Here is a 22,318-nt window from a genome sequence, read left to right as displayed (position 1 = left end):
AACAAGGGAATACCCTGATTGCGAAACATCGACCTGTTGTGTTTACGCGGCGCCGTGGCGCCGCGCAGGGGTCAGAGGCCGGCCGCAGCCCGCAGCGCCGCCGCGTTCTTCGTGCTTTCCCAGGTGAACTCGGGCTCCTCGCGGCCGAAGTGGCCGTAGGCGGCGGTCTTCTGGTAGATCGGCCGCAGCAGGTCGAGCATCTGGATGATGCCCTTGGGCCGCAGGTCGAAATGTTCGTTGATCAGCGCGGCGATCTGCTCGTCGGGGATCACGCCGGTGCCTTCGGTGTAGACCGTGATGTTCATCGGGTGCGCCACGCCGATCGCGTATGCCACCTGGATCTGGCACTGGCGCGCCAGGCCGGCGGCCACGATGTTCTTGGCGACGTAGCGCGCCGCGTACGCGGCCGAGCGGTCGACCTTGGTCGGATCCTTGCCCGAGAACGCGCCACCGCCGTGGGGGCAGGCGCCGCCATAGGTGTCGACGATGATCTTGCGGCCGGTCAGGCCGCAGTCGCCTTGCGGGCCGCCGATGACGAAGCGGCCGGTCGGGTTGATCAGGTACTTGGTGTCCTTCAGCCATTCCTTGGGCAGCACCGGCTTGATGATTTCCTCGATGATGGCTTCGGTGAACGAGGCCTTCATCTTGGTCTGCGTCTCGCTCTGGTCGGGATGGTGCTGGGTCGAGAGCACCACGGTATCGATGCTGTGCGGCTTGCCGTCGACGTAGCGCATCGTGACCTGGCTCTTGGCGTCGGGCCGCAGGAACGGCAGCCGGCCGTCCTTGCGCAGTTGCGCCTGGCGCTCCACCAGCCGGTGCGCGTAGTAGATCGGCGCGGGCATCAGTTCGGGCGTCTCATCGCAGGCGTAGCCGAACATCAGGCCCTGGTCGCCGGCGCCGGTGTTCAGGTGGTCGTCCGATGCATGGTCGACGCCCTGTGCGATGTCGTTGGACTGCTTGTCGTAGCAGACCATCACGGCGCAACCCTTGTAGTCGATGCCGTAGTCGGTGTTGTCGTAGCCGATGCGCTTGATGGTGTCGCGCGCGACCTGGATGTAGTCGACGTGCGCGTTGGTGGTGATTTCGCCGGCGAGCACCACGAGGCCAGTGTTGGTCAGCGTTTCGGCGGCCACGCGGCTGCGCGGATCCTGCTCGAAAATCGCATCGAGGATCGCGTCGGAGATCTGGTCGGCAACCTTGTCGGGGTGGCCTTCGGAGACGGATTCGGAAGTGAAGAGAAAGTCGTTCGCCATGGGATTCAAACTCCGTGAAGGTGAAAGGGCGCGTTGCCGATTCCTGGGGGGAGTTCTGGCGAACGCTTTAGCAGTACTGTTTAACGTCGCCCTGCAAGTAGTTCCATAACTCGGCGACAATTTGCATTCTATTCGAGCCGCGCGGTACGCTGCGCGCGCGTCAGTTTCGATCCCCACTGCCTTGATGACTTCTCTGTTCCGATTGTTCGCCCGCGTGCCGCTGCCTCTGATGCATGCGTTGGGCGCGGCCTTCGGCTGGCTGGTCTGGTGGTGCGCGCCGGATTACCGGCGCCGCTTCAGGGCCAACGCCGAGGCCGCCGGTTTCACGCCCGCGCAGTACCGCCCGGCGATCAGTGCGGCGGGCGCGATGGCGGCCGAACTGCCCTGGCTCTGGGCACGGCCAAAGGGCCAGAGCGTGCTGCCCAGGGTGGTTCGCTGGGATGGCCTGCCGGCGTTCGAAGCCGCGCTTGATGAACGCAAGGGCGTGATCCTCATGGTGCCGCACGTCGGCAGCTGGGAGCTGTATGGGCAGGCCGTCGGAGAACGCTTCCTGGCCAGCCATGGCCCGATCACCGCGCTCTTCCGGCCGCCCCGCAAGAAATGGATGGCGGCGCTGATGGAGGGCTCGCGCGACCGGCCCGGCCTGCAAACCCTGCCCACCACCGTCAAGGGGGTGCGCGGCCTGATGCGCGCGCTGCGCGCCGGCGGCTACACCGGCATCCTGCCCGATCAGGTGCCGCCGGCCGGGCAGGGCGTCTGGGCGCCGTTCTTCGGCCGGCCTGCGTACACGATGACGCTGCCCGCCCGCCTGGCACAGCAGACCGGCGCGCGCGTGTTCCTCGGCGTGTGCGAACGGCTGCCGCACGGCGCCGGCTATGCGATCCGCTTCGAACCCTTCGATGGCACGGCGTTCAGCGATCCGGCGGCCACGCCCGAGGCTGCCGCCACGGCGCTGAACGCCGGCATCGAGCGGCTGATTCGCGGTCTGCCGGGGCAATACGTGTGGGACTACGCGCGCTACAAACAGCCGCGCGCCGAGCCGCAGGAGGTGGCGGCATGAGCATGTCGGCGCAACTGGGCATCGGTTTCATGCGCGCGCTCTCGCATGTGCCGCTGCCGCTCGTGCGCGGCTTCGGCGCGATCCTCGGCCGGCTGCTGCACACCGTGGCGCTGCCGCGCCGGCGCGTGGTCGATACCAATCTGGCGCTTTGCTTCCCCGACAAGTCGCCCGCCGAGCGGCGCCGCATCGCGCGCGAAACCTTCGTGTTCGTGGCGCAGTCCTGGCTGGATCGCGGCTGGCTCTGGCATGCGCCGCCCGAGGTCGTGGCGCGTCGCATCAAGGTGATGGGCGCCGCGGCCGAGATCGAAGAGATCGCGCACGGCGAAGCGCCGATGATTCTGTTCGCGCCGCACTTCTACGGCCTCGATGCTGCCGCGACCGGCCTCACGATGCACACGTCGCGCCCGTCGACCACGATCTACACCACGCAACGCGACCCGATGGTCGACGAATGGATTCGCGTGGGCCGCGCGCGCTTCGGCAACGTGATCACGCTGAACCGGGTGGACGGCATCAAGCCGATCGTCGCGGGTCTGCGCAAGGGGGGCTTGCTGTACCTGTTGCCCGACATGGACTTCGGGCGCGACCAGTCGGTGTTCGTGCCGTTCTTCGGCGTGCCGGTGGCAACAGTGCCGTCGCTTTCGCGCTTCTCGCGGCTCGGCCGCGCGAAGGTGGTGCCGATCCTGTCGCGGGTGGTCAAGAGCGGCTACGAAATCGAGGTGCTGCCGGCCTGGCAGGGCTTCCCGACCGACGACGCGGTGGCCGACACGGCCCACATGAACCAGCAACTGGAGGGCTACATCCGAACCATGCCTTCGCAGTACTACTGGGTACACCGCCGCTTCAAGACACGGCCCGAAGGCGCCCCGCCGCTCTACTGAAGCCGCGGGCCGCGATCAGTTGCGCGACAGGAATGCTTCGATTTCGCGCGCAACCAGCTGCGGCTGCTCGTGCACGATCCAGTGCGTCGCGTTCGGCACCTTCTTGACCTCGAGCTTCGGCACATAGTCTTCCAGGCCTTCGAGCAGGCCCGGCAGCAAGGCGGCGTCGTCGAGCGCCCAGAACACGAAGGTCGGCACGTTCACCACCAGCCGCTCGCGCGGCAGCGTCGGAATCTCGGGGCCGGGCTGGCCCGGCAGGGCGGGTTTCATCGGCGTCACGCGATAGAGGTTGCAGGCGCCGGTGAGCCCGGCGTTCCACACGTCGCGGTACTGCTGCTTCACCTCGTCGGTGAGCCAGCCGAAACCTTCGGGGCCGGCCTTCATCAGCGTGAAGAAGGGCCACATGCGCTTGTAGTCGTCGGCCGAGAGCAGTTCTTCGGCCTTGGGCTGGGCCAGGAAGTTCATGTAGGCGCTGGCTTTCTGCTGCGCCGGGTTGTCGCGCAGTTCGCGCGTGAAGGTGCCGGGGTGCGGCGAGTTGATGATCACGAGCTTGCCGACCTGCTCCGGGAATGCGTTGGCATAGCCCCAGGCGAACGCGCCGCCCCAATCGTGGGCGACCAGCGCGGCCATCTTGCCATCGGCGCTTTCGGTGGCCGCCAGCTGCTGGACGTCCTGGATCAGCAACTGCGCCTTGTACGCCGCCACTTCGGTCGGCGCGCTCGATTGCTCGAAGCCGCGCAGGTTGGGCGCCACGCACCGGTAGCCTCCGTGCTCGGGCTGCGCGAAGTATTCGAGCAGTTCGTCCCAGATGAAGGCGGCTTCCGGGAAGCCGTGCAGAAACACCATCAGCGGCCGGCCGGCCTCACCGGTCGCGCGACAGCTCAGGGTGATGCCGTTCGGCAGGCTGCGCTGGAAGATCTGGATCATCGGTTTGTCTCCTTGGTTTTGCTATCTTTTTAAGAGCGAATTGCGCAAGCGGACCGGGCGTTACAGCCTCTTTTTATGGTGCCTCCGGGACGGGTGCTTCCACCGGGTGCGCCCAGCGCCAGAGCAGCTCGGCTGCTTCGTCCACGCCTTGCTTTTTCAGTGCCGAGAACAGTTTCACCTCGCCACCGCCGGCCTGCAGTCGCGCAATCGACAGCGCCTTGGCGCCTTCGGAGCGGGTCAGTTTGTCGGACTTGGTCAGCAGCACGAGGAACTTCAGGCCCTCGACGACGCGTGGCCGGATCACGTCGAGCAGGATCTCGTCGAGCTCGGTCAGGCCGTGGCGCGGGTCGCACATCAGCACCACGCCGCGCAGCGTCTCGCGCGTCATGAGGTAGTTGCCCATCACGCGCTGCCAGCGCAGCTTGGCTTCCTTGGGCACGGCCGCGTAGCCATAGCCGGGCAGGTCGGCCAGCACCGCGTCGTCGACTTTCTGCTTGCCGACGCCGAACAGGTTGATGTGCTGCGTGCGGCCCGGCGTCTTGGACGCGAACGCGAGACGGGTCTGCTGTGTGAGCGTGTTGATGGCGGTCGACTTGCCCGCATTGGAGCGGCCGACGAAGGCAATCTCGGGCAGTTCGAGCGGCGGCAAATGCTCGAGCTGGGGCGCGCTGGTCAAAAAATGGGCGGTGTGCAGCCAGCCCATCGCGACACGGGCGCGTTCGGCGGTTTCGGGGTCGGTGGCGGCTCCCGGATGGGGCGGATAGGCGGCCGGCTTGCGCGGCGGGGAGGTCATCGGTGAGCTTTCGGTACGGGGGGCCATTGTAGAATCGCGGGGTTTTGCGCCATAAATCGAAGCCCCCCGATATGAAGTTGTTTGCCCAATTCCTGCTTGCAGCCCTCATGGGCGTCGCCGCCAGCGCGAGCCTCGCGGCCGATGCGCATGCTGCCGCACCGGCGGCTGCAGCGCCTGCCAAGCCGGCCAAGCCCGACCCGGCCAAGGGTGACACGCTCTTCAATGCGAGCACGCCGACCATCCAGAGTTGTGCCTCCTGCCACAACGCCGATGGCAACTCGTCGATTCCGGCCAACCCCAAGCTGGCGCAACAGCATCCGGAATACATCCTCAAGCAATTGCAGGAGTTCAAGACCGGCAAGCGCAAGAACGCTGTCATGACCTCTATGGCATCGCACCTGAGCGACCAGGACATGCGCGACATCGCCTGGTTCGTGGGCGCGAAGAAGGTCAAGACCGGCTTCTCGAAAGACAAGGACACCATCGCGATGGGCGAGAAGATCTACCGCGGCGGCATTGCCGACCGGCAGGTTCCCGCCTGCGCCGGTTGCCACAGCCCGAACGGTGCCGGCATCCCGGCCCAGTATCCCCGCCTGGGCGGCCAGCACGCCGACTACATCGTGACGCAGCTCACCGCGTTTCGCGATGGCGGCCGCCTGAACGCCCCGCAGATGACCGGCGTGGCCGCCAAGCTGAACGACCGCGAAATCAAGGCCGTGGCCGACTACATCGCCGGTTTGCGCTGATCCGCCGCAAGCAGGCCGAGAACCAAACGCCGAGTAATCAACCCAACGAGGGCGGGCCTGTTCATCCGGACAGCCCGCCCTTGTCCTTTGGCCCCAGCGCTTTTATCGATCCATGTCTGTGTCCGTCTCCACCCACGGTTTGCGCGTTCGTCGCGGGCCCCAGGCAGTTCGTGCAGCGGTGGAGCTGTTTTCGTCGATGCGCTTCGCGATCGCGTTGCTCACCGTCATCTGCATCGCCTCGATCATCGGCACCGTGCTCAAGCAGCACGAGCCCTTCGGCAACTACGTCAACCAGTTCGGCCCGTTCTGGGCACAGGTGTTCCGCGCGGCGCTGCTCGATGCGGTCTACAGCGCCTGGTGGTTTCTGCTGATCCTGCTGTTCCTGGTGATCAGCACCTCGCTTTGCGTCGCACGCAACACGCCGCGCATCCTGGCCGACTTCAAGGTCTACAAGGAAGACATCCGCGCCCAGAGCCTGAAGGCCTTCGGGCAGCGCGCGGAAGCAGTATTGGGCGAGACCCCCGGGACGGCGGCCAACCGCATCGGCCAGTTGCTTGCGGGGGGTGGCTGGAAGGTCAAGCTGCAGCGTCGCGACCTGCCGGGCAAGGAGGGTGGCTGGATGGTGGCGGCGCGCGCCGGCGGTGCGCACAAGCTCGGCTACATCGCGGCGCACAGCGCGATCGTGCTGGTGTGCATCGGCGGCCTGCTCGACGGCGACCTGATCGTGCGCGCACAAACCTGGTTCAACGGCAAGAGCGTGTTCACTGGTGGCGGCATGATTTCCGACGTGGCGCCGCAGCACCGGCTCTCGCCGAACAATCCGACCTTCCGCGGCAACATCCTGGTGCCTGAAGGCGGCCAGGCGAGCACCGCGATCCTGAACCAGTCCAATGGCGTGCTGTTGCAGGAACTGCCGTTCTCGATCGAGCTCAAGAAGTTTATCGTCGACTACTACTCGACCGGCATGCCCAAGCTGTTTGCCAGCGAGGTGGTGCTGCACGATCGCGTCACCGGCGAGCAGAAGCCCGCACGCATCGAGGTCAACCATCCGGCCAGCTGGAAGGGCATCGAGATCTACCAGTCGAGCTTCGACGACGGCGGCTCCACGGTGAAGCTCAAGTCGGTGCCGATGGCCGCCGCTGCCAAGCCGTTCGAGGTCGAGGGCACCATCGGCAGCAGCTCCGAGCTCAGCAACGGCCAGGAAAAGCTCACGCTCGAGTACACCGCGCTGCGGCTCATCAACGTCGAGAACTTCGGCGGACCCCAGGGCGGCAGCGGTGCCGACGTGCGCAAGGTCGATCTCGGCCACGAATTGCAATCGCGCCTCGGTGCAGCCAACAAGGTCAACAAGCCCAAGGTGCTGCGCAACATCGGCCCGAGCATCGGCTACAAGCTGCGCGACGCCGCAGGCCAGGCTCGCGAGTATCAGAACTACATGGTGCCGGTCGACACCGGCGACGGCACTGCGGTGTTCCTGCTCGGCGTGCGTGACAAGCCCGAAGAGGCGTTTCGCTACCTGCGCGTGCCGGCCGACGACAACGGCGCGATGGATGGCTTCGTCAACATGCGCGCCGCGCTGGGCGACGCCGACATGCGTGTGAAAGCGGTCGACCGCTACGTCGCGCGCGCGAGTGACCCGAAGCGCCCCGAACTGGCCGAGCAACTGCGCACCTCGGCCACCCGTGCGCTCGCATTGTTTGCCGGCGCCGAGCGCGTGAAACCCGACAGCACGCGCAGCGGCGGCTGGCAGGCGATCGCCGAATTCATGGAGGCCAACGTGCCGGAGGCCGAGCGCGAGCGCGCCGGCACGGTGCTGGTGCGCATCCTCAACGATGTGCTGTTCGAAACGCTCAACCTGAGTCGCGAAAAAGCCGGGCTGGCTGCGCTGCCGCCGGACGAGAAATCGCAGACCTTCCTGACCCAGGCCGTGCTCGCGATCAGCGACGCGGCCTTCTACCCGGCACCGATGGCGCTGATGCTGACCGACTTCAAGCAGGTGCAGGCCAGCGTGTTCCAGGTGGCACGCGCACCCGGCAAGAACGTGGTCTATCTGGGCTGTCTGTTGCTGATCGTCGGCATTTTTGCGATGCTGTATGTGCGCGAGCGTCGGCTCTGGGTCTGGCTCACGCCGGCCGGCGAGGCCGATGGCCAGGCCAACGACACATCGGCCACCATGGCGTTTTCGGTCAACCGCAAGACCATGGACAGCGACCGCGAATTCGAGCACCTCAAAGACAAGCTGCTCGCCACCCACAAGGATCCGGCGTCATGACCACCACCACCCTCACGCTCAACGACAGCTGGCGCTCGCGCCGCAACACCTTCGATTGGGTGTTCGCAGCGCTGGTGCTGGCCGGCGGCGCCTTCGCCTTCTCGCGCTATGCGGGCTCGATGGATTCGTACGAGAAGCCGATCCTCGCCGCCGCCGTGCTGGCCGGCATCTCGCTCGGGTGGTTCTGGCGGCCGCTGCAGGTGCTGGCGATCGTCGTGGGCGCTGCCTCCTTGCTGGCCATCTTTTCCTACCAGGGCGACCTCTCGCGGGCCGACACGGTGTTCCAGCTCAAGTATTTCCTCTCGAGCCAGTCGGCCATTCTCTGGATGAGCGTGCTGTTCTTCATGAGCACGGCGTTCTACTGGTTCGGCCTGTTCGGCGGCAAGCAGGGCGATGCGATGGAGCTGATCGGTTCGCGCGTGGCCTGGGCCGCGGTGACGATGGCGCTGATCGGCAGCATGGTGCGCTGGTACGAAAGCCACCAGCTCGGCCCGGACATCGGCCACATCCCGGTCAGCAACCTTTACGAAGTGTTCGTGCTGTTCTGCTGGATCACGACGGCGTTCTACCTGTACTTCGAGTCGCGCTACAAGACGCGCTCGCTGGGCGCCTTCGTGATGCTGGTGGTCAGCGCCGCGGTCGGCTTCCTGCTCTGGTACACGCTGGTGCGCGAGGCGCACGAGATCCAGCCGCTGGTGCCGGCCCTGCAAAGCTGGTGGATGAAGCTGCACGTGCCGGCCAATTTCATCGGCTACGGCACCTTCGCGCTGGCGGCAATGGTTGCGTTCGCCTACCTGATCAAGCAGCAGGCGCAGGAAACTCGCTGGTACAAGCTCACGCCGATCTGGCTGCTCGGCATTGCACTGTGCTTCGTGCCGGTGGCGTTCCGCCAGCGCGTGCAGGAGGCAGGCGGCAGCTACTGGCTGGTCTATGCCGCCGTTTCTGCCGTGATTGCCGCAGCGATCCTGCTGGGGCGCAAGCGCATTGCAGCACGGCTGCCCGCGCCCGAGGTGCTCGACGACGTGATGTACAAGTCGATCACGGTCGGCTTCGCCTTCTTCACCATCGCGACCGTGCTCGGCGCGCTCTGGGCCGCCGATGCCTGGGGTGGCTACTGGAGCTGGGATCCCAAGGAAACCTGGGCACTGATCGTCTGGCTCAACTACGCGGCCTGGCTGCACATGCGGCTGGTCAAGGGGCTGCGCGGCACCGTCGCGGCCTGGTGGGCGCTGGGCGGGCTGGCCGTGACGACCTTCGCCTTCCTGGGCGTCAACATGTTCCTGAGCGGCCTGCACAGCTACGGCACCTTGTAGGCGCGGTCCGCCGGACTTTCGCGACGAATTGAAACCATGCGCGCACCTGGCGCGTAACCAAAGCAGGGCGGTGAACGAACTACCCTGCAAGACCAACGATTCAAGCGAAAGGCGTCTCATGCTGATTCATTCCCGCAACGATGGCTTCAACCATCCGGTGCCCAGCGAAATCACCCCGCGCGGTGCTTACGAAAACCGGCGCGACATGCTCAAGCTGCTGGCTGGCGGCGCGGCCGGTACTGCGCTGGCCTCCTGGGCCGCGCGCGATGCGATGGCCCAGACGGGCGGCGGGCTGGCCAAGTTGCCAGGTGCCAAGTCGGCGGTGGCGGGCGCCCAGAGCATGGAAAAGGCGACCGAGTACAAGGACGCCACCACCTACAACAACTTCTACGAGTTCGGCACCGACAAGGCCGACCCGGCCAAGAACGCCGGCACGCTCAAGACCCGGCCGTGGACGGTCGAGGTCGAAGGCCTGGTCAAGAAGCCTGGCAAGTACGGTATCGAAGACCTGATCAAGCTCAGCGCGCAGGAAGACCGCATCTATCGGCTGCGCTGTGTCGAAGGCTGGTCGATGGTGATCCCGTGGGTCGGCTATTCGTTGGCCGAGCTGATCAAGAAGGTCGAGCCGCAGGGCAATGCCAAGTTCGTCGAGTTCGTGACGCTGGCCGACCCGAAGACGATGCCGTTCGTCGGTTCGCGCGTGCTCGACTGGCCCTACGTCGAGGGGCTGCGCATGGACGAGGCAATGCATCCGCTGACCCTGCTGACCTTCGGCATGTATGGCGAGGTGCTGCCCAACCAGAGCGGCGCGCCGATGCGCATCGTGGTGCCATGGAAGTACGGTTTCAAGAGCGGCAAGTCGATCGTCAAGATCCGCTTCGTCGAGAAGGAGCCGAGCACCGCCTGGAACAAGGCGGCCGCCAACGAGTACGGCTTTTATTCGAACGTGAACCCGAACGTCGACCACCCGCGCTGGAGCCAGGCGACCGAGCGCCGCATCGGGGACGGCGGCGGGCTGTTCGCCAAGCGCCGCAAGACCGAGATGTTCAACGGCTACGAAGCCCAGGTCGGCCAGCTCTATGCGGGCATGGACTTGAAGAAGAACTACTGAACCCGGGCAGCCCATGAACAAGCTGCTGTTGCACCCCGCGGCCAAGCCACTGGTGTTCCTGCTCTGCCTGCTGCCGTTCGCCTGGATGGTCTACGGTGCTTTCACCGACGGCCTTGGTGCCAATCCAGCGGAATACCTGATCCGCTCGAACGGCGACTGGACGCTGCGCTTCATCTGCATCGTGCTGGCGGTGACGCCGCTGCGCGTGATGACCAAGCTCAACGGTCTGGCGCGCTTTCGGCGCATGCTGGGGCTGTTTGCCTATTTCTATGTGGTCCTGCACCTGCTGAGCTACAGCTGGTTCGACATGGGCTTCGACGTGCCCGACATCGCGAAGGACATCGCGAAGCGGCCATTCATCCTGGTCGGTTTTGCGGCCTTCGTGTTGTTGACGCCGCTGGCGGCGACCTCGTTCAACCGCGCGATCAAGGCGATGGGTGCCAGGCGCTGGCAGCTGCTGCACAAGCTGGTCTATGTGATCGCCGGGCTCGGGCTGCTGCACTTCTTCTGGATGCGCGCGGGCAAGAACAACTTCGCGGAGGTGTTCGTCTACGCTGCGATCATCGCTGTGCTGCTGGGCTGGCGCGTCTGGAACTTTGCCAGCAAGAACAGGCTGCAGCGCCCGCCGGTCGGGCGCGGGCAGCTGTCCAAATAGCAACGCTCAGAAGCGCTCGCTGGCCAGCTGGTCGCCCATCGTTTCGCGCCTGCGGATCAGCTTTGCACCGCCGCCGCTGACCAGCACCTCGGCGGCGCGGCCCCGGGTGTTGTAGTTGCTGGCCATGCTCATGCAGTAGGCACCGGCGGACAACACTGCCAGCAGGTCGCCCGATTGCACCGCAAGCGCGCGATCGCGCCCGATCCAGTCGCCGCTTTCGCAGATCGGGCCGACCACGTCGTAGGTCGAGGCTGCGCCGGCACGCTCGCTCACCGGCACGATCGCCTGGAACGCCTGGTACATCGCGGGGCGCGGCAGGTCGTTCATGGCGGCATCGATGATGCAGAAGTTCTTGTCTTCGCCGGGCTTGGTGTAGAGCACCTCGGTCACGCAGACGCCGGCATTGCCGACCATCGAGCGGCCCGGTTCGATCATGAGTTGGCGGTCGCCGAAGCCGCGCGCGTCGATGCGCGCCAACAACTGCTTCCACAGCGCATCGGCGGCCGGCGGTGTGTCGCCGTTGTAGTCGATGCCAAGACCGCCACCGAAATCGATGTGATGCAGCCGGATGCCGGTGGCTTCGATCGCTTCCACCAGATCCAGGATCTTCTCCATCGCATCGAGATACGGTCCGGCGTCGGTGATCTGCGAGCCGATATGGCAGTCGATGCCCACGACCTCCAGGCCGGGCAGGCGCGCCGCATGCTGGTAGGCCGCCACTGCGCGGTCGTGCGCCACGCCGAACTTGTTGCCTTTGAGTCCGGTCGAGATGTACGGGTGCGTCTTCGGGTCGACGTTGGGGTTGATGCGAATGCTGATGCGGGCCCGTTGGCCGGCGGCGAGCGCCACCTCGTTCAGCACTTCGAGTTCGGCCTCGCTCTCGACATTGAAGCAGCCGATGCCGGCGGCCAGCGCCTGGCCCATCTCTGCGCGGGTCTTGCCGACACCTGAAAAAATGATCTTTGCCGGCTCGGCACCGATCGCCAGCACGCGCGCCAGTTCGCCGCCCGAGACAATGTCGAAGCCGCAGCCGGCCTCGGCAAACACACGCAGCACGCCGAGGGAGGAATTGGCCTTCATCGCATAGCAAACCAGGGCGTTCCGGCCGGCAAAACCACGTTGATAGGCCGCCAGCGCATCGAGCATCCACTGCTTCGAGTAGACGAACAGCGGGGTGCCGTGCTCGCGCGCGAGCGCGTCAAGCGACACGCCTTCCACTTTCAAGAGGCCGTCGTGACGCGCGATGTGGGGATGGCCGGGCAGCGGACGCACAGCGCTCACTTGGCGCGCTCCGGGGCACTGCTGGTGGCTGCGGGTGCGGTTTCGGCCGGTGCCGGTGAGCCCGGGCGGATCAGATCGGGCAGCGTGGCGCGGTTGGCGGCCGCGGGCTCGGTGGGCAGGTAGAGCGGGCCGCGTTGACCGCAGCCGGCAAGACCGACCCCAAGCGCAGCGAGGCCAAGCGCGCTCACTAGAATTTGATGAACTTTCAACATGGTGAAATTGTAATGACCGACCCCGAGTATCTGGATCGCGCGGAAGCTGCGCTTGCTGCCATCGAGCGGGGCTGCGATCGCCTCAACGACGCGACCGATGCCGACATCGACAACCAGCGTGTGGGCGGGATGATCACCATCACGTTTCCGAACAAGAGCCAGTTGATCGTGAATCTGCAGCCGCCCCTGCACGAGATCTGGCTGGCGGCACGATCGGGCGGCTATCACTACCGCCATGATGGCAACGTCTGGGTCGACACCAAGACGGGAGAAGAATTGTTCGCGAACCTGTCGCGCGAGGCAACGGTGCAAGGCGGCCAGCCGCTGCAATTCGCTGCAGGCTGATCGACCGGGGCGATCAGTTCCTGAAAAGGTCGAGGATCTTGTTGCGCTCTTCCGGCGGCGCGGGTGGACTCACCGGCACGCCAGCCAACGCCTCTGCCGGCGCGGGCGCGGCGTCAACGCCCAGGCTCGCCACGCTACGGCCCGGCGCATAGTCGTCGAAGTACCACTCGCCGCCCACGTTCACGACGCCGCCCGGCGCCGGCAACTCGGCCACCGGCACGCCTTTGAGCGCTGTTTCCATGAACGTGATCCAGATCGGCAGGCTCAGGCCGCCGCCGGTTTCCCGGTCGCCAAGCTTGCGCGGCGTGTCGTAGCCCATCCAGGCAATGGCGGCCATGGTCGGCTGGAAGCCGGCGAACCAGGCATCGAGCGAGTCGTTGGTTGTGCCGGTCTTGCCGTAGATGTCGGTGCGCTTGAGCGTGGCTTGCGCCTTGGCGGCGGTGCCGCCGCTGGCCACTGATTGCAACAGGCTGTCCATGATGAAGGCATTGCGCTGCGGGATGGCGCGCATGGTTTCGTTCAGCAGGGGTGGCTGTTTGTCGACCAGCACCTTGTCCTTGTGGTCGGTGACGCGCGTGACGAGGTAAGGATTGACGCGGTAGCCGCCGTTGGCAAACACCGAGTACGCCGTTGCCATCTGCATCGGTGTGACCGACCCTGCGCCCAGCGCCATCGGCAGATAGGCCGGATGCTTCTCGCGTTCGAAACCGAAGTTGGTGATCCAGTCCTGCGCGTAGTGGGTTCCGATCGACTGCAGGATGCGGATCGACACCATGTTCTTCGATCGCATCAGCGCGCGGCGCATCGACATCGGGCCTTCGAAGGTGCCGTCGTAGTTCTTCGGCTCCCAGGGCGTTCCGCCGGTGGTGCTGCCGTCGAAGAACAACGGCGCATCATTGATGACGGTCGACGGCGAGAAGCCTTTTTCGAGCGCGGCAGAGTAGATGAAGGGCTTGAAGCTGGAGCCCGGCTGGCGCCAGGCTTGCGTGACGTGGTTGAACTTGTTCTTGTCGAAGTCGAAGCCGCCGACCAGCGCCTTGATGGCGCCGTCGCGTGGATCCACTGCCACGAAAGCGCCTTCCACTTCCGGCAACTGGGTGATTTCCCAGGCGTTCTTGGGCGTCTTCGCCACACGGATCACGGCACCGCGGCGAATCCTGATGTTGGGCGGCGCCTTGTCGGAGAGCCCCGACTGCGCCGGCTTCAGGCCGTCGCCGGTGATGGTCAGGGTTTCGCCGTTGCCGCGAATCGCCGTGAGCTCTTTCGGCGTGGCCTTGAGCACCACGGCCGACATCACGTCGCCGTTGTCGGGGTGTTCGGCCAGCGCGTCATCGACCGCCTCGTCGAGCTCCTGGGCGTCGTTCGGCAGGGTGACGAACTTCTCGGGGCCTCGGTAAATCTGGCGTCGCTCGAAATCCATGATGCCCTTGCGCAGCGCCTTGTATGCCGCCGCCTGATCCGCCGCCACCACCGTGGTGTAGACCTTCAGCCCGCGGGTGTAGGTCGTGTCGCCGTACTGCGCATACATGAGCTGGCGCACGGTTTCGGCCACGTACTCGGCATGCAGCCGGTTCGGATCCTGCGCGTCGCGCAGGTGCGGTTCTTCCTTGCGGGCTTCGGCGGCCTGCTCGGCCGTGATGAAACCGGCTTCCTGCATGCGGTCGATCACATAGAGCTGGCGCCCGCGCGCGCGGGCAGGGTTGTTGACCGGGTTGTTGGCGCCCGGCGCCTTGGGCAGGCCGGCCAGCATCGCCGCCTGTGCGATCGTGATGTCTTTCAGCGGCTTGCCGAAATAGGCTTCCGACGCCGCGGCGAAGCCATAGGCACGGTTGCCCAGATAAATCTGGTTCAGGTAGATCTCGAAAATCTGATCCTTGCTCAGCAGGTGCTCCAGCTTGAAGGTCAGCAGAATCTCGTAGATCTTGCGGGTCAGCGTTTTCTCGGAACTGAGATACACATTGCGCGCGACCTGCATCGTGATGGTCGAGGCCCCCTGGCTCTTCACCTTGTTGACGTTGGCCAGCCCGGCGCGGATCACACCCTTGTAGTCGACGCCACCATGGCTGTAGAAGCGCGCGTCTTCGGCGGCCAGAACCGCATCCTTCACGACCTTCGGGATGGTGTCGATCGGCGTGAGGTTGCGCCGTTCTTCGCCGAACTCGCCAATCAGGATGCCTTCAGCTGAAAACACCCGCAGCGGCAGTTTCGGGCGGTAGTCGGCGAGCTCCGAGATGTCCGGCAGGTTGGGGTAGGCGACCGCCAGCGCGACCGCGATCACGAACGCCAGCGACAGCGCCCCCGCAACGGCAATGCCGGTTGCCCAGAAAAAAATTCGCAGTAACCACCTAAGCCAGGCAGGTCGCTTGGGGTTGGCAGAGGTAGTCTTGGCAGGCCCGGAGGCATTTGTTTTTTCGGGCATGTGAGATTGCGGAGTCAACTGCCATTATAAAAAGCCCGCTCCTTCGAAGCGTGCTTATCTGCACCCTGCTGCCAAACGAACCACCCCGTGACGTAAGTTGCAAAACCGTACATTAGCGTCAACTTTTGACAACGGATCGGCGCTTCCATGGGGTTCGCCACTTGGTCGGCCGGGATGCTTGCTGATAGCATGCAACCACTCGCAAATATTTCCAATCGTTACAAACGGATGGGATCGAACTTGACTGCTCTGGGATCGTTGTTTCGTCGTCAGCCTGCGCCTTTGCTCGGGTTGGACGTCAGTTCGTCCAGCGTCAAGCTGGTTGAACTTGGCCGTGATGCCTCCGGCAAATTCGTGCTCGAGCGCTGCGCGATCGAGCCTTTGGAGCGCGGATGGATCACCGACGGCAACGTCGAGAAGTTCGACGAAGTGGCCGAAGCGGTGCGTCGCGTGGTGCGCAAGAGCGGCACCCGCACCAAGCATGTCGCCCTGGCGCTGCCGCCTTCGGCGGTGATTACCAAGAAGATCGTCCTGCCGGGTGGCATGAGCGAGCAGGAGCTCGAAATCCAGGTCGAGTCCGAAGCCAATCAATACATTCCGTTCTCGCTGGACGAAGTGAGCCTGGACTTCTGTGTGATGGGCCAGAACGCAAATTCGGCCGGCGATGTGGAAGTCCTGATTGCGGCTTCGCGCAAGGAGAAGGTGCAGGATCGCCAGGGGCTGGCCGAAGCGGCTGGTCTCAAGGCGATGATTCTGGATGTGGAGTCTTATGCCTCCCGCCTCGCGACGGCGCGTTTGATCGAGCAGCTCCCGGGGCAGGGTCGCGATGCGGTGGTTGCCTTGTTTGAAGTTGGCGCATACACCACGAGCATGCAGGTGCTCCGCAACCAGGAAGTCTTGTACGACCGCGATCAGGCTTTCGGGGGCGCGCAACTGACGCAGCTGATCGTGCGCCAATACGGTTTCTCCGCCGAAGAAGCCGAGACGAAGAAGCGCAGCGGCGATCTGCCTGACGACTACGGTGCCGGCGTGCTCAAGCCATTTGTGGCGAGCATCGCGCAGGAAATTGCCCGTGCCTTGCAGTTCTTCTTTACAAGTACGCCGCACAACCGCGTCGACTATGTGCTGCTGGCGGGCGGTTCCGCGGCATTGCCCGGTCTGACCAGCGCTGTGACACGTCAGACGTCGTTCGCCTGTTCCCTGGTGAATCCGTTCGACGGAATGGAATTTGGTGCCGGCATCCGGGAGAAGAAGGTGCGGCGTGAGGCGCCGTCCTATCTGACCTCCTGCGGGCTGGCCATGCGGAGGTTTGTGCAGTGATTCTGATCAATCTGCTTCCGCACCGCGAGGCGGCGCGCAAGCGTCGCCGCGAGACTTTTTACGCGTCGCTCGGCGCCGCTGCCTTGGCAGGGGGGCTCATTGCGGGTGCTGCCTATGTCTGGTACGAAGCCCAGATTTCTGGCCAGCAGGCCAAAAATACCTATCTGCAATCCGAAATCACCAAGCTCGAAGCCGAGATCAAGGAGATTTCGACCCTTCAGACCGAGATTGCCGCACTGCGGGCGCGTCAACAGGCCGTCGAAGACCTCCAGGGCGACCGCAATCTGCCGGTGCACCTGATGAACGAATTGGTCAGGCAACTGCCGGACGGGGTTTATCTTGCCAGCATGAAGCAGGAAAACCAGGCCGTCACCCTGCAGGGGGTCGCTCAGTCGAATGAGCGCGTCTCCGAGTTGCTGCGCAATCTTGGCAACAACAGCCCGTGGCTCGTCAAGCCTGAACTGGTGGAGATCACCGCGGGAACCGTGGCGCTGAGTCCGCGTGACCAACGCCGGGTCGCCAACTTCACGATGCGGATCGGGGTCAAGCGACCGACCGACGCGCAGAAACCGCCGCCCGGTGCGATACCCGTCGCCTCCCCTGCGGCCAAAGGATAGGAGCAGCCATGGCCACACGACGCTCCGCCCCGAACATCGACCTTGCCGCTTCGATGCGCCAGTTCGGCGATCAGTTTCGCGGTCTCAATCCGAACGACCCCTCTGTCTGGCCTGCGCTGCCGCGCTATGCACTGTGCGTGCTGGTGACGGTCCTGGTGCTGGTCGCGCTCTGGTTCGTCTGGCTCACCAACTCGAACGACGCGCTTGAAGCCGAGCGCGCGAAAGAAGTGGTGCTGCGGGCCGACTACCAGAAGAAGGTGGCCCAGGCCGCCAATCTTGACTTGCTCAAGAAACAGCGTGAGCAGGTGCAGCAATACGTGACCTTGCTCGAAAAGCAACTGCCCAGTAAAGCGGAAATGGACGCCTTGTTGTCCGATATCAACCAGGCCGGGCTTGGCCGCAGTCTGCAATTCGAGCTGTTTCGGCCGGGGCAGGTGGTTGTGAAGGACTACTACGCCGAGTTGCCGATCGCCGTGCGTGTGACCGGCCGGTATCACGACATGGGTGCGTTCGCGGCCGACATTGCCAATCTCTCGCGCATTGTGACGTTGAACAATCTGTCTGTCACGCCGCAGAAAGACGGTGGCTTGACCATGGATGCGACGGCGCGCACCTTCCGTTACCTCGATCAGGACGAACAGGCCGCCCAGAAGAAGGCTGCCGCGCCTGGAGCCAAGAAATGAAACTCCTCCATTTGATCTGGCTGACTGCCGCCGTGGTCGGTCTGAGTGGATGTGGCGGCTCGGATCGGGAAGAACTGCAGCGCTGGATGGCCGAGCAGCGCGCGCAGGTGCGGCCGACCGTTGCACCCATCTCCGAACCCAAGAAGTTCACGCCGCAGGCCTACACCGAGGTTGCGTCGATGGAGCCTTTCAATATCCAGAAGCTGACCCAGGCGCTCCGCCGCGATTCGAATCAGCCCAGCACTTCGGGTTTGATCGCCCCCGAACTGGCGCGTCGCAAGGAAGCCCTCGAAGCTTTCCCGCTCGACTCGATGGCCATGGTCGGCAGCCTGAACCGCAACGGCAAGCCGGTGGCGCTGATCAGCGTCGACAAGCTGCTCTACCAGGTGCGGGTCGGCGATCATCTGGGACTCAATTACGGGCTCATCACCCGCATCAGTGAAACCGAACTCGGCTTGCGTGAAATCGTGCAGGACGCCGCCGGTGAATGGATCGAACGCGTGGCGACGCTGCAGTTGCAAGAGAGGTCGAAATGAAGCAAGAACAAACCACTATCGCCACATGGCTGCGCGCCGCCGGCGCGATGCTGCTGGCCCTTGGCGCCGCCGCTGCCGTGCATGCGCAGAACGCCATCGAAGCCGTCACCACGTCGATGCAGTCAGGCTCCGAGGTGATCCGGATCGACCTGACGCAGCCTCTGACGGCGCCGCCGACCGGCTTCGCCATCCAGACTCCTGCGCGCATCGCGCTGGATTTCCCAGGCGTCACCAACGCCATCGGCCGCTCCGCCATCGACGTGAACCAGGGCAATCTGCGTTCGGTCAACGTGGTGCAAGCCGGTGAACGCACGCGCCTGGTCTTGAATCTCAAGCAGGCGACTGCGTACAAGACCGAGATCCAGGGCAAATCGCTGCTGGTCTCGCTGGAGCCGGTCGCCGGCCCGGCGCTCGTGGCCTCTGCGCAGGGTGCGTTCGCCGAGAACCGCAATCGCGACATGCTGCCGTTGCGCGACGTCGATTTCCGTCTGGGTTCCGACCACACCGGTCGCGTGATCGTCGACCTGCCGAACAACCAGGTCGGTGTTGACATCCGTCAGCAAGGCAAGAACCTGGTGGTCGAATTCACCAAGTCGACCTTGCCCGAGGGCCTGCGCCGGCGCCTCGACGTGGCCGACTTCGGCACGCCCGTGCAACTTATCACCACGCAGCAATCGGGTGACCGGGTGCGCATGGTCATCGAGCCGAAGGGCGAATGGGAGCACAGCGCCTACCAGAGCGAGAATCAGTTCGTGGTCGAGGTGCGCCCACGCAAGATCGATCCGACCAAGCTGACGCAAGGCGTCGGCTACAACGGCGAGAAGCTCTCGCTCAACTTCCAGAACATCGAGATCCGGTCGCTGCTGCAGGTGATTGCAGACTTCACCAACTTCAACATCGTGACCTCCGACTCCGTCACAGGGGCGCTCACGCTCCGCCTGAAGGACGTGCCGTGGGATCAGGCGCTGGACATCATCATGCAGGCCAAGAACCTGGGCATGCGCAAGAACGGCAGTGTGCTGTGGATCGCGCCCAAGGACGAGATCAACGCCAAGGAAAAGCTCGAATTCGAGGCCAAGGCAGCGATCGAGAACCTTGAGCCGCTGCGCACCCAGTCGTTCCAGCTGAACTACACCAAGGCACTGGTGATCGCCGGCGGCTTGACTGGTACCGGCGCTTCCGCAGGCGGTGGCGGTGGAGGCTCAAGTACAACCCGCATCCTCAGTGCCCGCGGCAGCGTGATTGCCGAGTCGCGGACCAACCAGCTGTTCGTGTCCGACATTCCGTCCCGTCTGGCGCAGGTTGCAGAATTGATCGTGAAGCTCGACGTGCCGGTGCGCCAGGTGCTGATCGAGGCGCGCATCGTCGAGGCGTCGGATACCTTTGGTAAATCGCTGGGTGTGAAGCTTGGCGGCGGCGCTGCGGGCGCGAGCGTCGGCTCGGCCAACGGCAACCGGGTGTTCGGTAACCTGGGCGTGATGCCAGTCGTGACCGCAGCCACTGCCACCACGGCGGGCAGCGCGCTCACCACCTTCACGAATCAGAACTTCATCAACTTGCCGGCAACCAGCCCCAACGGCAGCGGCAATGCGCCAGGCACATTTGCGATCTCGCTGTTCAACTCCAGCTTCTCGCGCATGCTGAACCTCGAAATCTCCGCGCTCGAAGCCGATGGCAAGGGCAAGGTGGTGTCGAGCCCGCGGGTGGTGACGGCCGACCAGACCAAGGCGCTAATCGAGCAGGGCACCGAACTGCCGTATCAGGTGGCCACCTCCAGCGGCGCGACGTCGATTGCCTTCCGCAAGGCCAACCTCAAGCTCGAAGTGACGCCGCAGATCACGCCCGAAGGCAACATCATCCTGACGCTCGACGTCAACAAGGACACGGTCGGCCAGGCGACGACGGCCGGCTTCGCGATCAACACCAAGCATGTGCAAACCGAGGTGCTGGTGGAGAACGGTGGCACAGTCGTCATCGGTGGTATCTTCGAACTCACCGAATCCAATGACGAATCGCGCGTGCCGGTACTGGGTGAAGTGCCTGTTGTCGGTGCACTGTTCCGCACGCGCAATCGCACTGCCACCAAAACCGAAATGCTCGTCTTCATTACCCCGAAAATGATCACCGACCGCAACGCTGCGCGCTGACGCGCGCGGTGTTTGCTGAACCGCATGGCGGTCGCGCTCGTCGGCTTGCCCGGCGCCGGAAAATCCGCAGTGGGCCGGCGCCTCGGGCAGCGCCTGCAACTCCCTTTTATCGACACTGACCACGTCGTCGAGCAGCGCGTCGGCTGCTCGATCCGCGACTTCTTCGAGCGCGAGGGCGAGACCCGTTTCCGGGAGGTCGAACAGCAGGTGATTGCCGACCTGGCGGCGAACCCCTCGGGCGTGGTGGCAACCGGCGGTGGCTCGGTGATTCGCGAATGCAATCGTGCGCAGCTGCGCGATCGTTTCCACGTCATCTACCTGCGCTCCACGCCGGAAGATCTGTTCCGGCGCCTGCGCCACGACGTCAAGCGCCCGTTGCTGCAGGTGGCCGACCCGCTGGGCCGTTTGCGCGAACTGCACAGCGCGCGTGACCCGCTGTACCGGGAGACCGCGCATGACGTGGTGGAGACGGGCCGGCCATCGGTCGCCATGCTGGTCAACATCATCGTGATGCAGCTTGAACTGGCCGGCATCGTCGTGCCCGAGCCGCCGCCCGAGCTTCCGCACGACTGACCGGGTTGCGCGCTGCGCCTAAACTCGGGGAATGCCCCTGAACGCCACTCTGGAACGTGTCGAGATCGAACTCGGCGATCGCAGCTATCCGATCCTGATCGGAAACGGGTTGATGGACGATCCGGAAAGCTACGACGCCTTGCCTGCCGCGACCAGCGCCATGGTCGTCAGCAACACCACGGTTTCGCCGCTCTATGCGCGGCAGTTGTGCACCGTGCTGCGCAAGCGCTTCCGCTCCGTGCACCTGCTGGAGCTGCCCGACGGTGAAGCCCACAAGGACTGGCTCACGCTCAACCTGATCTTCGACGCGCTGCTCAGCCATGGCTGCGACCGCAAGACCGTGCTGTTCGCGCTCGGCGGCGGGGTGGTCGGCGACATGACGGGTTTTGCCGCCGCCAGCTACATGCGCGGCGTGCCGTTCGTGCAGGTGCCGACCACCTTGCTGGCGCAGGTCGATTCGTCGGTCGGCGGCAAGACGGCCATCAACCACCCGCTCGGCAAGAACATGATCGGCGCCTTCTACCAGCCGCAGCTGGTGCTGTGCGACCTGGGCACGCTCGCCACGTTGCCGGCACGTGAACTCAGTGCCGGCCTGGGCGAGATCATCAAGTACGGTCCGATCTATGACATGGCGTTTTTCGACTGGATCGAAGCGAACGTCGATGCGCTGGTCGCGCGCGATCCCGAGGCGCTGGCTCATGCGGTGAAGCGCAGTTGCGAGATCAAGGCCGAGGTCGTGGGCCAGGACGAACGCGAGTCCGGGCTGCGCGCGATCCTCAACTTCGGCCATACCTTCGGCCACGCGATCGAGTCGGGGCTCGGCTATGGCGAATGGCTTCACGGAGAGGCGGTCGGCTGCGGCATGGTGATGGCAGCCCGGCTGTCACAGCGCCTCGGCGGCGTCGACGAAGCCTTCGTCACACGATTCACCGGGCTGGTCGAGCGCGCTGGTCTCCCGGTGGTGGGCCCGGCATTGGGCGTCGAGCGTTACCTCGAGCTCATGCGCATCGACAAAAAATCCGAGGGTGGCGAGATCCGTTTCGTGCTGCTGGAACGGCCTGGTTCTGCCGTGATGCGCGCTGCGCCCGAAGCGCTGGTGCGCGAGGTGCTGGTGGAATGCTGCGCCGTTTGACAGGTGCCATCAAAAGGAGACCGTCCGGCGCTCGAAGGTCGG

Annotated in this window: 21 protein-coding genes; 15 read left to right on the top strand and 6 right to left on the bottom strand. The window is 64.7% G+C overall.

Annotated elements, in window-relative coordinates; all coding sequences use genetic code 11:
• Positions 1–71: 71 nt before the first annotated feature.
• Positions 72–1,253, bottom strand: a complete 1,182-nt coding sequence (gene metK, locus QTI05_RS04280; protein ID WP_286541856.1) for a methionine adenosyltransferase — start codon at positions 1,251–1,253, stop codon at positions 72–74.
• A gap of 184 nt (positions 1,254–1,437) precedes the next feature.
• On the opposite strand from metK, the gene QTI05_RS04275 reads away from it, so the two are divergent.
• Positions 1,438–2,313: a lysophospholipid acyltransferase family protein gene (locus QTI05_RS04275; RefSeq protein ID WP_286623031.1), complete on the top strand. Its 876-nt coding sequence runs from the start codon at positions 1,438–1,440 to the stop codon at positions 2,311–2,313.
• Positions 2,310–3,194, top strand: coding sequence for an LpxL/LpxP family acyltransferase (locus QTI05_RS04270; protein WP_286623030.1), 885 nt, complete (start codon positions 2,310–2,312; stop codon positions 3,192–3,194). The genes QTI05_RS04275 and QTI05_RS04270 overlap by 4 nt, the downstream gene beginning before the upstream one ends.
• A gap of 15 nt (positions 3,195–3,209) precedes the next feature.
• Here QTI05_RS04270 and QTI05_RS04265 read toward each other — a convergent pair whose 3' ends face one another.
• Together QTI05_RS04265 and yihA are read right to left on the bottom strand one after the other, a co-directional pair.
• Positions 3,210–4,121, bottom strand: a complete 912-nt coding sequence (locus QTI05_RS04265) for an alpha/beta fold hydrolase (protein WP_286623028.1) — start codon at positions 4,119–4,121, stop codon at positions 3,210–3,212.
• Positions 4,122–4,194: 73 nt separating this feature from the next.
• Positions 4,195–4,914, bottom strand: coding sequence for a ribosome biogenesis GTP-binding protein YihA/YsxC (gene yihA / locus QTI05_RS04260; RefSeq protein WP_286623026.1), 720 nt, complete (start codon positions 4,912–4,914; stop codon positions 4,195–4,197).
• A 71-nt stretch (positions 4,915–4,985) separates the two neighbouring features.
• On the opposite strand from yihA, the gene QTI05_RS04255 reads away from it, so the two are divergent.
• The 5 genes from QTI05_RS04255 to msrQ all read left to right on the top strand — a co-directional run bounded on the left by QTI05_RS04255 (position 4,986) and on the right by msrQ (position 11,011).
• A complete protein-coding gene (locus QTI05_RS04255; protein WP_286623025.1) occupies positions 4,986–5,660 on the top strand; it encodes a c-type cytochrome in 675 nt (224 codons plus the stop codon).
• A 118-nt stretch (positions 5,661–5,778) separates the two neighbouring features.
• Positions 5,779–7,932: a cytochrome c biogenesis protein ResB gene (locus QTI05_RS04250; RefSeq protein ID WP_286623359.1), complete on the top strand. Its 2,154-nt coding sequence runs from the start codon at positions 5,779–5,781 to the stop codon at positions 7,930–7,932.
• Positions 7,929–9,245 carry a c-type cytochrome biogenesis protein CcsB gene (gene ccsB, locus QTI05_RS04245; RefSeq protein ID WP_286541862.1) on the top strand — a complete coding sequence of 439 codons (1,317 nt, stop codon included), beginning with the start codon at positions 7,929–7,931 and terminating at the stop codon, positions 9,243–9,245. Before QTI05_RS04250 ends, ccsB begins: the two co-directional genes overlap by 4 nt.
• 118 nt (positions 9,246–9,363) lie before the next feature.
• Entirely contained in the window at positions 9,364–10,356 is a 993-nt protein-coding gene (msrP, locus tag QTI05_RS04240; RefSeq protein ID WP_286623023.1) for a protein-methionine-sulfoxide reductase catalytic subunit MsrP, read from the top strand.
• Between the two features lie 13 nt (positions 10,357–10,369).
• A complete protein-coding gene (gene msrQ, locus QTI05_RS04235) occupies positions 10,370–11,011 on the top strand; it encodes a protein-methionine-sulfoxide reductase heme-binding subunit MsrQ (RefSeq protein ID WP_286623022.1) in 642 nt (213 codons plus the stop codon).
• A gap of 6 nt (positions 11,012–11,017) precedes the next feature.
• Here msrQ and lysA read toward each other — a convergent pair whose 3' ends face one another.
• Together lysA and lptM are read right to left on the bottom strand one after the other, a co-directional pair.
• Positions 11,018–12,283 (bottom strand): diaminopimelate decarboxylase, encoded by a 1,266-nt coding sequence (gene lysA, locus QTI05_RS04230; protein WP_286623357.1) that lies wholly within the window; start codon positions 12,281–12,283, stop codon positions 11,018–11,020.
• A gap of 5 nt (positions 12,284–12,288) precedes the next feature.
• Entirely contained in the window at positions 12,289–12,504 is a 216-nt protein-coding gene (gene lptM, locus QTI05_RS04225; RefSeq protein ID WP_286623018.1) for an LPS translocon maturation chaperone LptM, read from the bottom strand.
• A gap of 12 nt (positions 12,505–12,516) precedes the next feature.
• Here lptM and cyaY point away from each other — a divergent pair, with 12 nt between their 5' ends.
• Positions 12,517–12,849, top strand: coding sequence for an iron donor protein CyaY (gene cyaY, locus QTI05_RS04220; protein WP_286541867.1), 333 nt, complete (start codon positions 12,517–12,519; stop codon positions 12,847–12,849).
• A 13-nt stretch (positions 12,850–12,862) separates the two neighbouring features.
• Here cyaY and QTI05_RS04215 read toward each other — a convergent pair whose 3' ends face one another.
• The gene (locus QTI05_RS04215; RefSeq protein ID WP_286623016.1) at positions 12,863–15,268 is read right to left on the bottom strand and encodes a penicillin-binding protein 1A; all 2,406 of its coding nucleotides are present in this window, start codon (positions 15,266–15,268) and stop codon (positions 12,863–12,865) included.
• A 240-nt stretch (positions 15,269–15,508) separates the two neighbouring features.
• Here QTI05_RS04215 and QTI05_RS04210 point away from each other — a divergent pair, with 240 nt between their 5' ends.
• The 7 genes from QTI05_RS04210 to aroB are packed head-to-tail and all read left to right on the top strand — an operon-like array spanning position 15,509 to position 22,276.
• Complete coding sequence (locus QTI05_RS04210; protein WP_286543521.1) at positions 15,509–16,588, top strand: pilus assembly protein PilM; 1,080 nt, start codon at positions 15,509–15,511, stop codon at positions 16,586–16,588.
• Positions 16,585–17,205 carry a PilN domain-containing protein gene (locus QTI05_RS04205; RefSeq protein ID WP_286541869.1) on the top strand — a complete coding sequence of 207 codons (621 nt, stop codon included), beginning with the start codon at positions 16,585–16,587 and terminating at the stop codon, positions 17,203–17,205. The genes QTI05_RS04210 and QTI05_RS04205 overlap by 4 nt, the downstream gene beginning before the upstream one ends.
• 8 nt (positions 17,206–17,213) lie before the next feature.
• The gene (locus QTI05_RS04200; protein WP_286623013.1) at positions 17,214–17,888 is read left to right on the top strand and encodes a type IV pilus inner membrane component PilO; all 675 of its coding nucleotides are present in this window, start codon (positions 17,214–17,216) and stop codon (positions 17,886–17,888) included.
• On the top strand, positions 17,885–18,424 hold the full coding sequence (locus QTI05_RS04195; protein ID WP_286623011.1) for a pilus assembly protein PilP: 540 nt from the start codon (positions 17,885–17,887) through the stop codon (positions 18,422–18,424). Before QTI05_RS04200 ends, QTI05_RS04195 begins: the two co-directional genes overlap by 4 nt.
• Positions 18,421–20,571 (top strand): type IV pilus secretin PilQ, encoded by a 2,151-nt coding sequence (locus QTI05_RS04190; protein WP_286623009.1) that lies wholly within the window; start codon positions 18,421–18,423, stop codon positions 20,569–20,571. Before QTI05_RS04195 ends, QTI05_RS04190 begins: the two co-directional genes overlap by 4 nt.
• Positions 20,572–20,595: 24 nt before the next feature.
• Positions 20,596–21,144: a shikimate kinase gene (locus QTI05_RS04185; protein WP_286623008.1), complete on the top strand. Its 549-nt coding sequence runs from the start codon at positions 20,596–20,598 to the stop codon at positions 21,142–21,144.
• 31 nt (positions 21,145–21,175) lie between these two features.
• Entirely contained in the window at positions 21,176–22,276 is a 1,101-nt protein-coding gene (aroB, locus tag QTI05_RS04180) for a 3-dehydroquinate synthase (RefSeq protein ID WP_286623007.1), read from the top strand.
• Positions 22,277–22,318: the final 42 nt, after the last annotated feature.

Source organism: Variovorax fucosicus, assembly GCF_030316825.1.
Taxonomy (GTDB): Bacteria; Pseudomonadota; Gammaproteobacteria; order Burkholderiales; family Burkholderiaceae_C; genus Variovorax; species Variovorax fucosicus.
This window is presented reverse-complemented; position numbering and strand designations above follow the sequence as displayed.

Excerpts from the sequence above, each read along its gene's own strand:
- ccsB (WP_286541862.1), top strand. The coding sequence starts at position 7,929 with ATGACCACCACCACCCTCACGCTCAACGACAGCTGGCGCTCGCGCCGC.
- lptM (WP_286623018.1), bottom strand. The coding sequence starts at position 12,504 with ATGTTGAAAGTTCATCAAATTCTAGTGAGCGCGCTTGGCCTCGCTGCG.
- QTI05_RS04195 (WP_286623011.1), top strand. The coding sequence starts at position 17,885 with ATGAAACTCCTCCATTTGATCTGGCTGACTGCCGCCGTGGTCGGTCTG.
- QTI05_RS04255 (WP_286623025.1), top strand. The coding sequence starts at position 4,986 with ATGAAGTTGTTTGCCCAATTCCTGCTTGCAGCCCTCATGGGCGTCGCC.
- QTI05_RS04265 (WP_286623028.1), bottom strand. The coding sequence starts at position 4,121 with ATGATCCAGATCTTCCAGCGCAGCCTGCCGAACGGCATCACCCTGAGC.
- QTI05_RS04185 (WP_286623008.1), top strand. The coding sequence starts at position 20,596 with ATGGCGGTCGCGCTCGTCGGCTTGCCCGGCGCCGGAAAATCCGCAGTG.
- cyaY (WP_286541867.1), top strand. The coding sequence starts at position 12,517 with ATGACCGACCCCGAGTATCTGGATCGCGCGGAAGCTGCGCTTGCTGCC.
- msrQ (WP_286623022.1), top strand. The coding sequence starts at position 10,370 with ATGAACAAGCTGCTGTTGCACCCCGCGGCCAAGCCACTGGTGTTCCTG.
- QTI05_RS04215 (WP_286623016.1), bottom strand. The coding sequence starts at position 15,268 with ATGCCCGAAAAAACAAATGCCTCCGGGCCTGCCAAGACTACCTCTGCC.
- metK (WP_286541856.1), bottom strand. The coding sequence starts at position 1,253 with ATGGCGAACGACTTTCTCTTCACTTCCGAATCCGTCTCCGAAGGCCAC.
- yihA (WP_286623026.1), bottom strand. The coding sequence starts at position 4,914 with ATGACCTCCCCGCCGCGCAAGCCGGCCGCCTATCCGCCCCATCCGGGA.
- QTI05_RS04270 (WP_286623030.1), top strand. The coding sequence starts at position 2,310 with ATGAGCATGTCGGCGCAACTGGGCATCGGTTTCATGCGCGCGCTCTCG.
- QTI05_RS04275 (WP_286623031.1), top strand. The coding sequence starts at position 1,438 with ATGACTTCTCTGTTCCGATTGTTCGCCCGCGTGCCGCTGCCTCTGATG.
- aroB (WP_286623007.1), top strand. The coding sequence starts at position 21,176 with ATGCCCCTGAACGCCACTCTGGAACGTGTCGAGATCGAACTCGGCGAT.
- QTI05_RS04200 (WP_286623013.1), top strand. The coding sequence starts at position 17,214 with ATGGCCACACGACGCTCCGCCCCGAACATCGACCTTGCCGCTTCGATG.
- msrP (WP_286623023.1), top strand. The coding sequence starts at position 9,364 with ATGCTGATTCATTCCCGCAACGATGGCTTCAACCATCCGGTGCCCAGC.
- QTI05_RS04190 (WP_286623009.1), top strand. The coding sequence starts at position 18,421 with ATGAAGCAAGAACAAACCACTATCGCCACATGGCTGCGCGCCGCCGGC.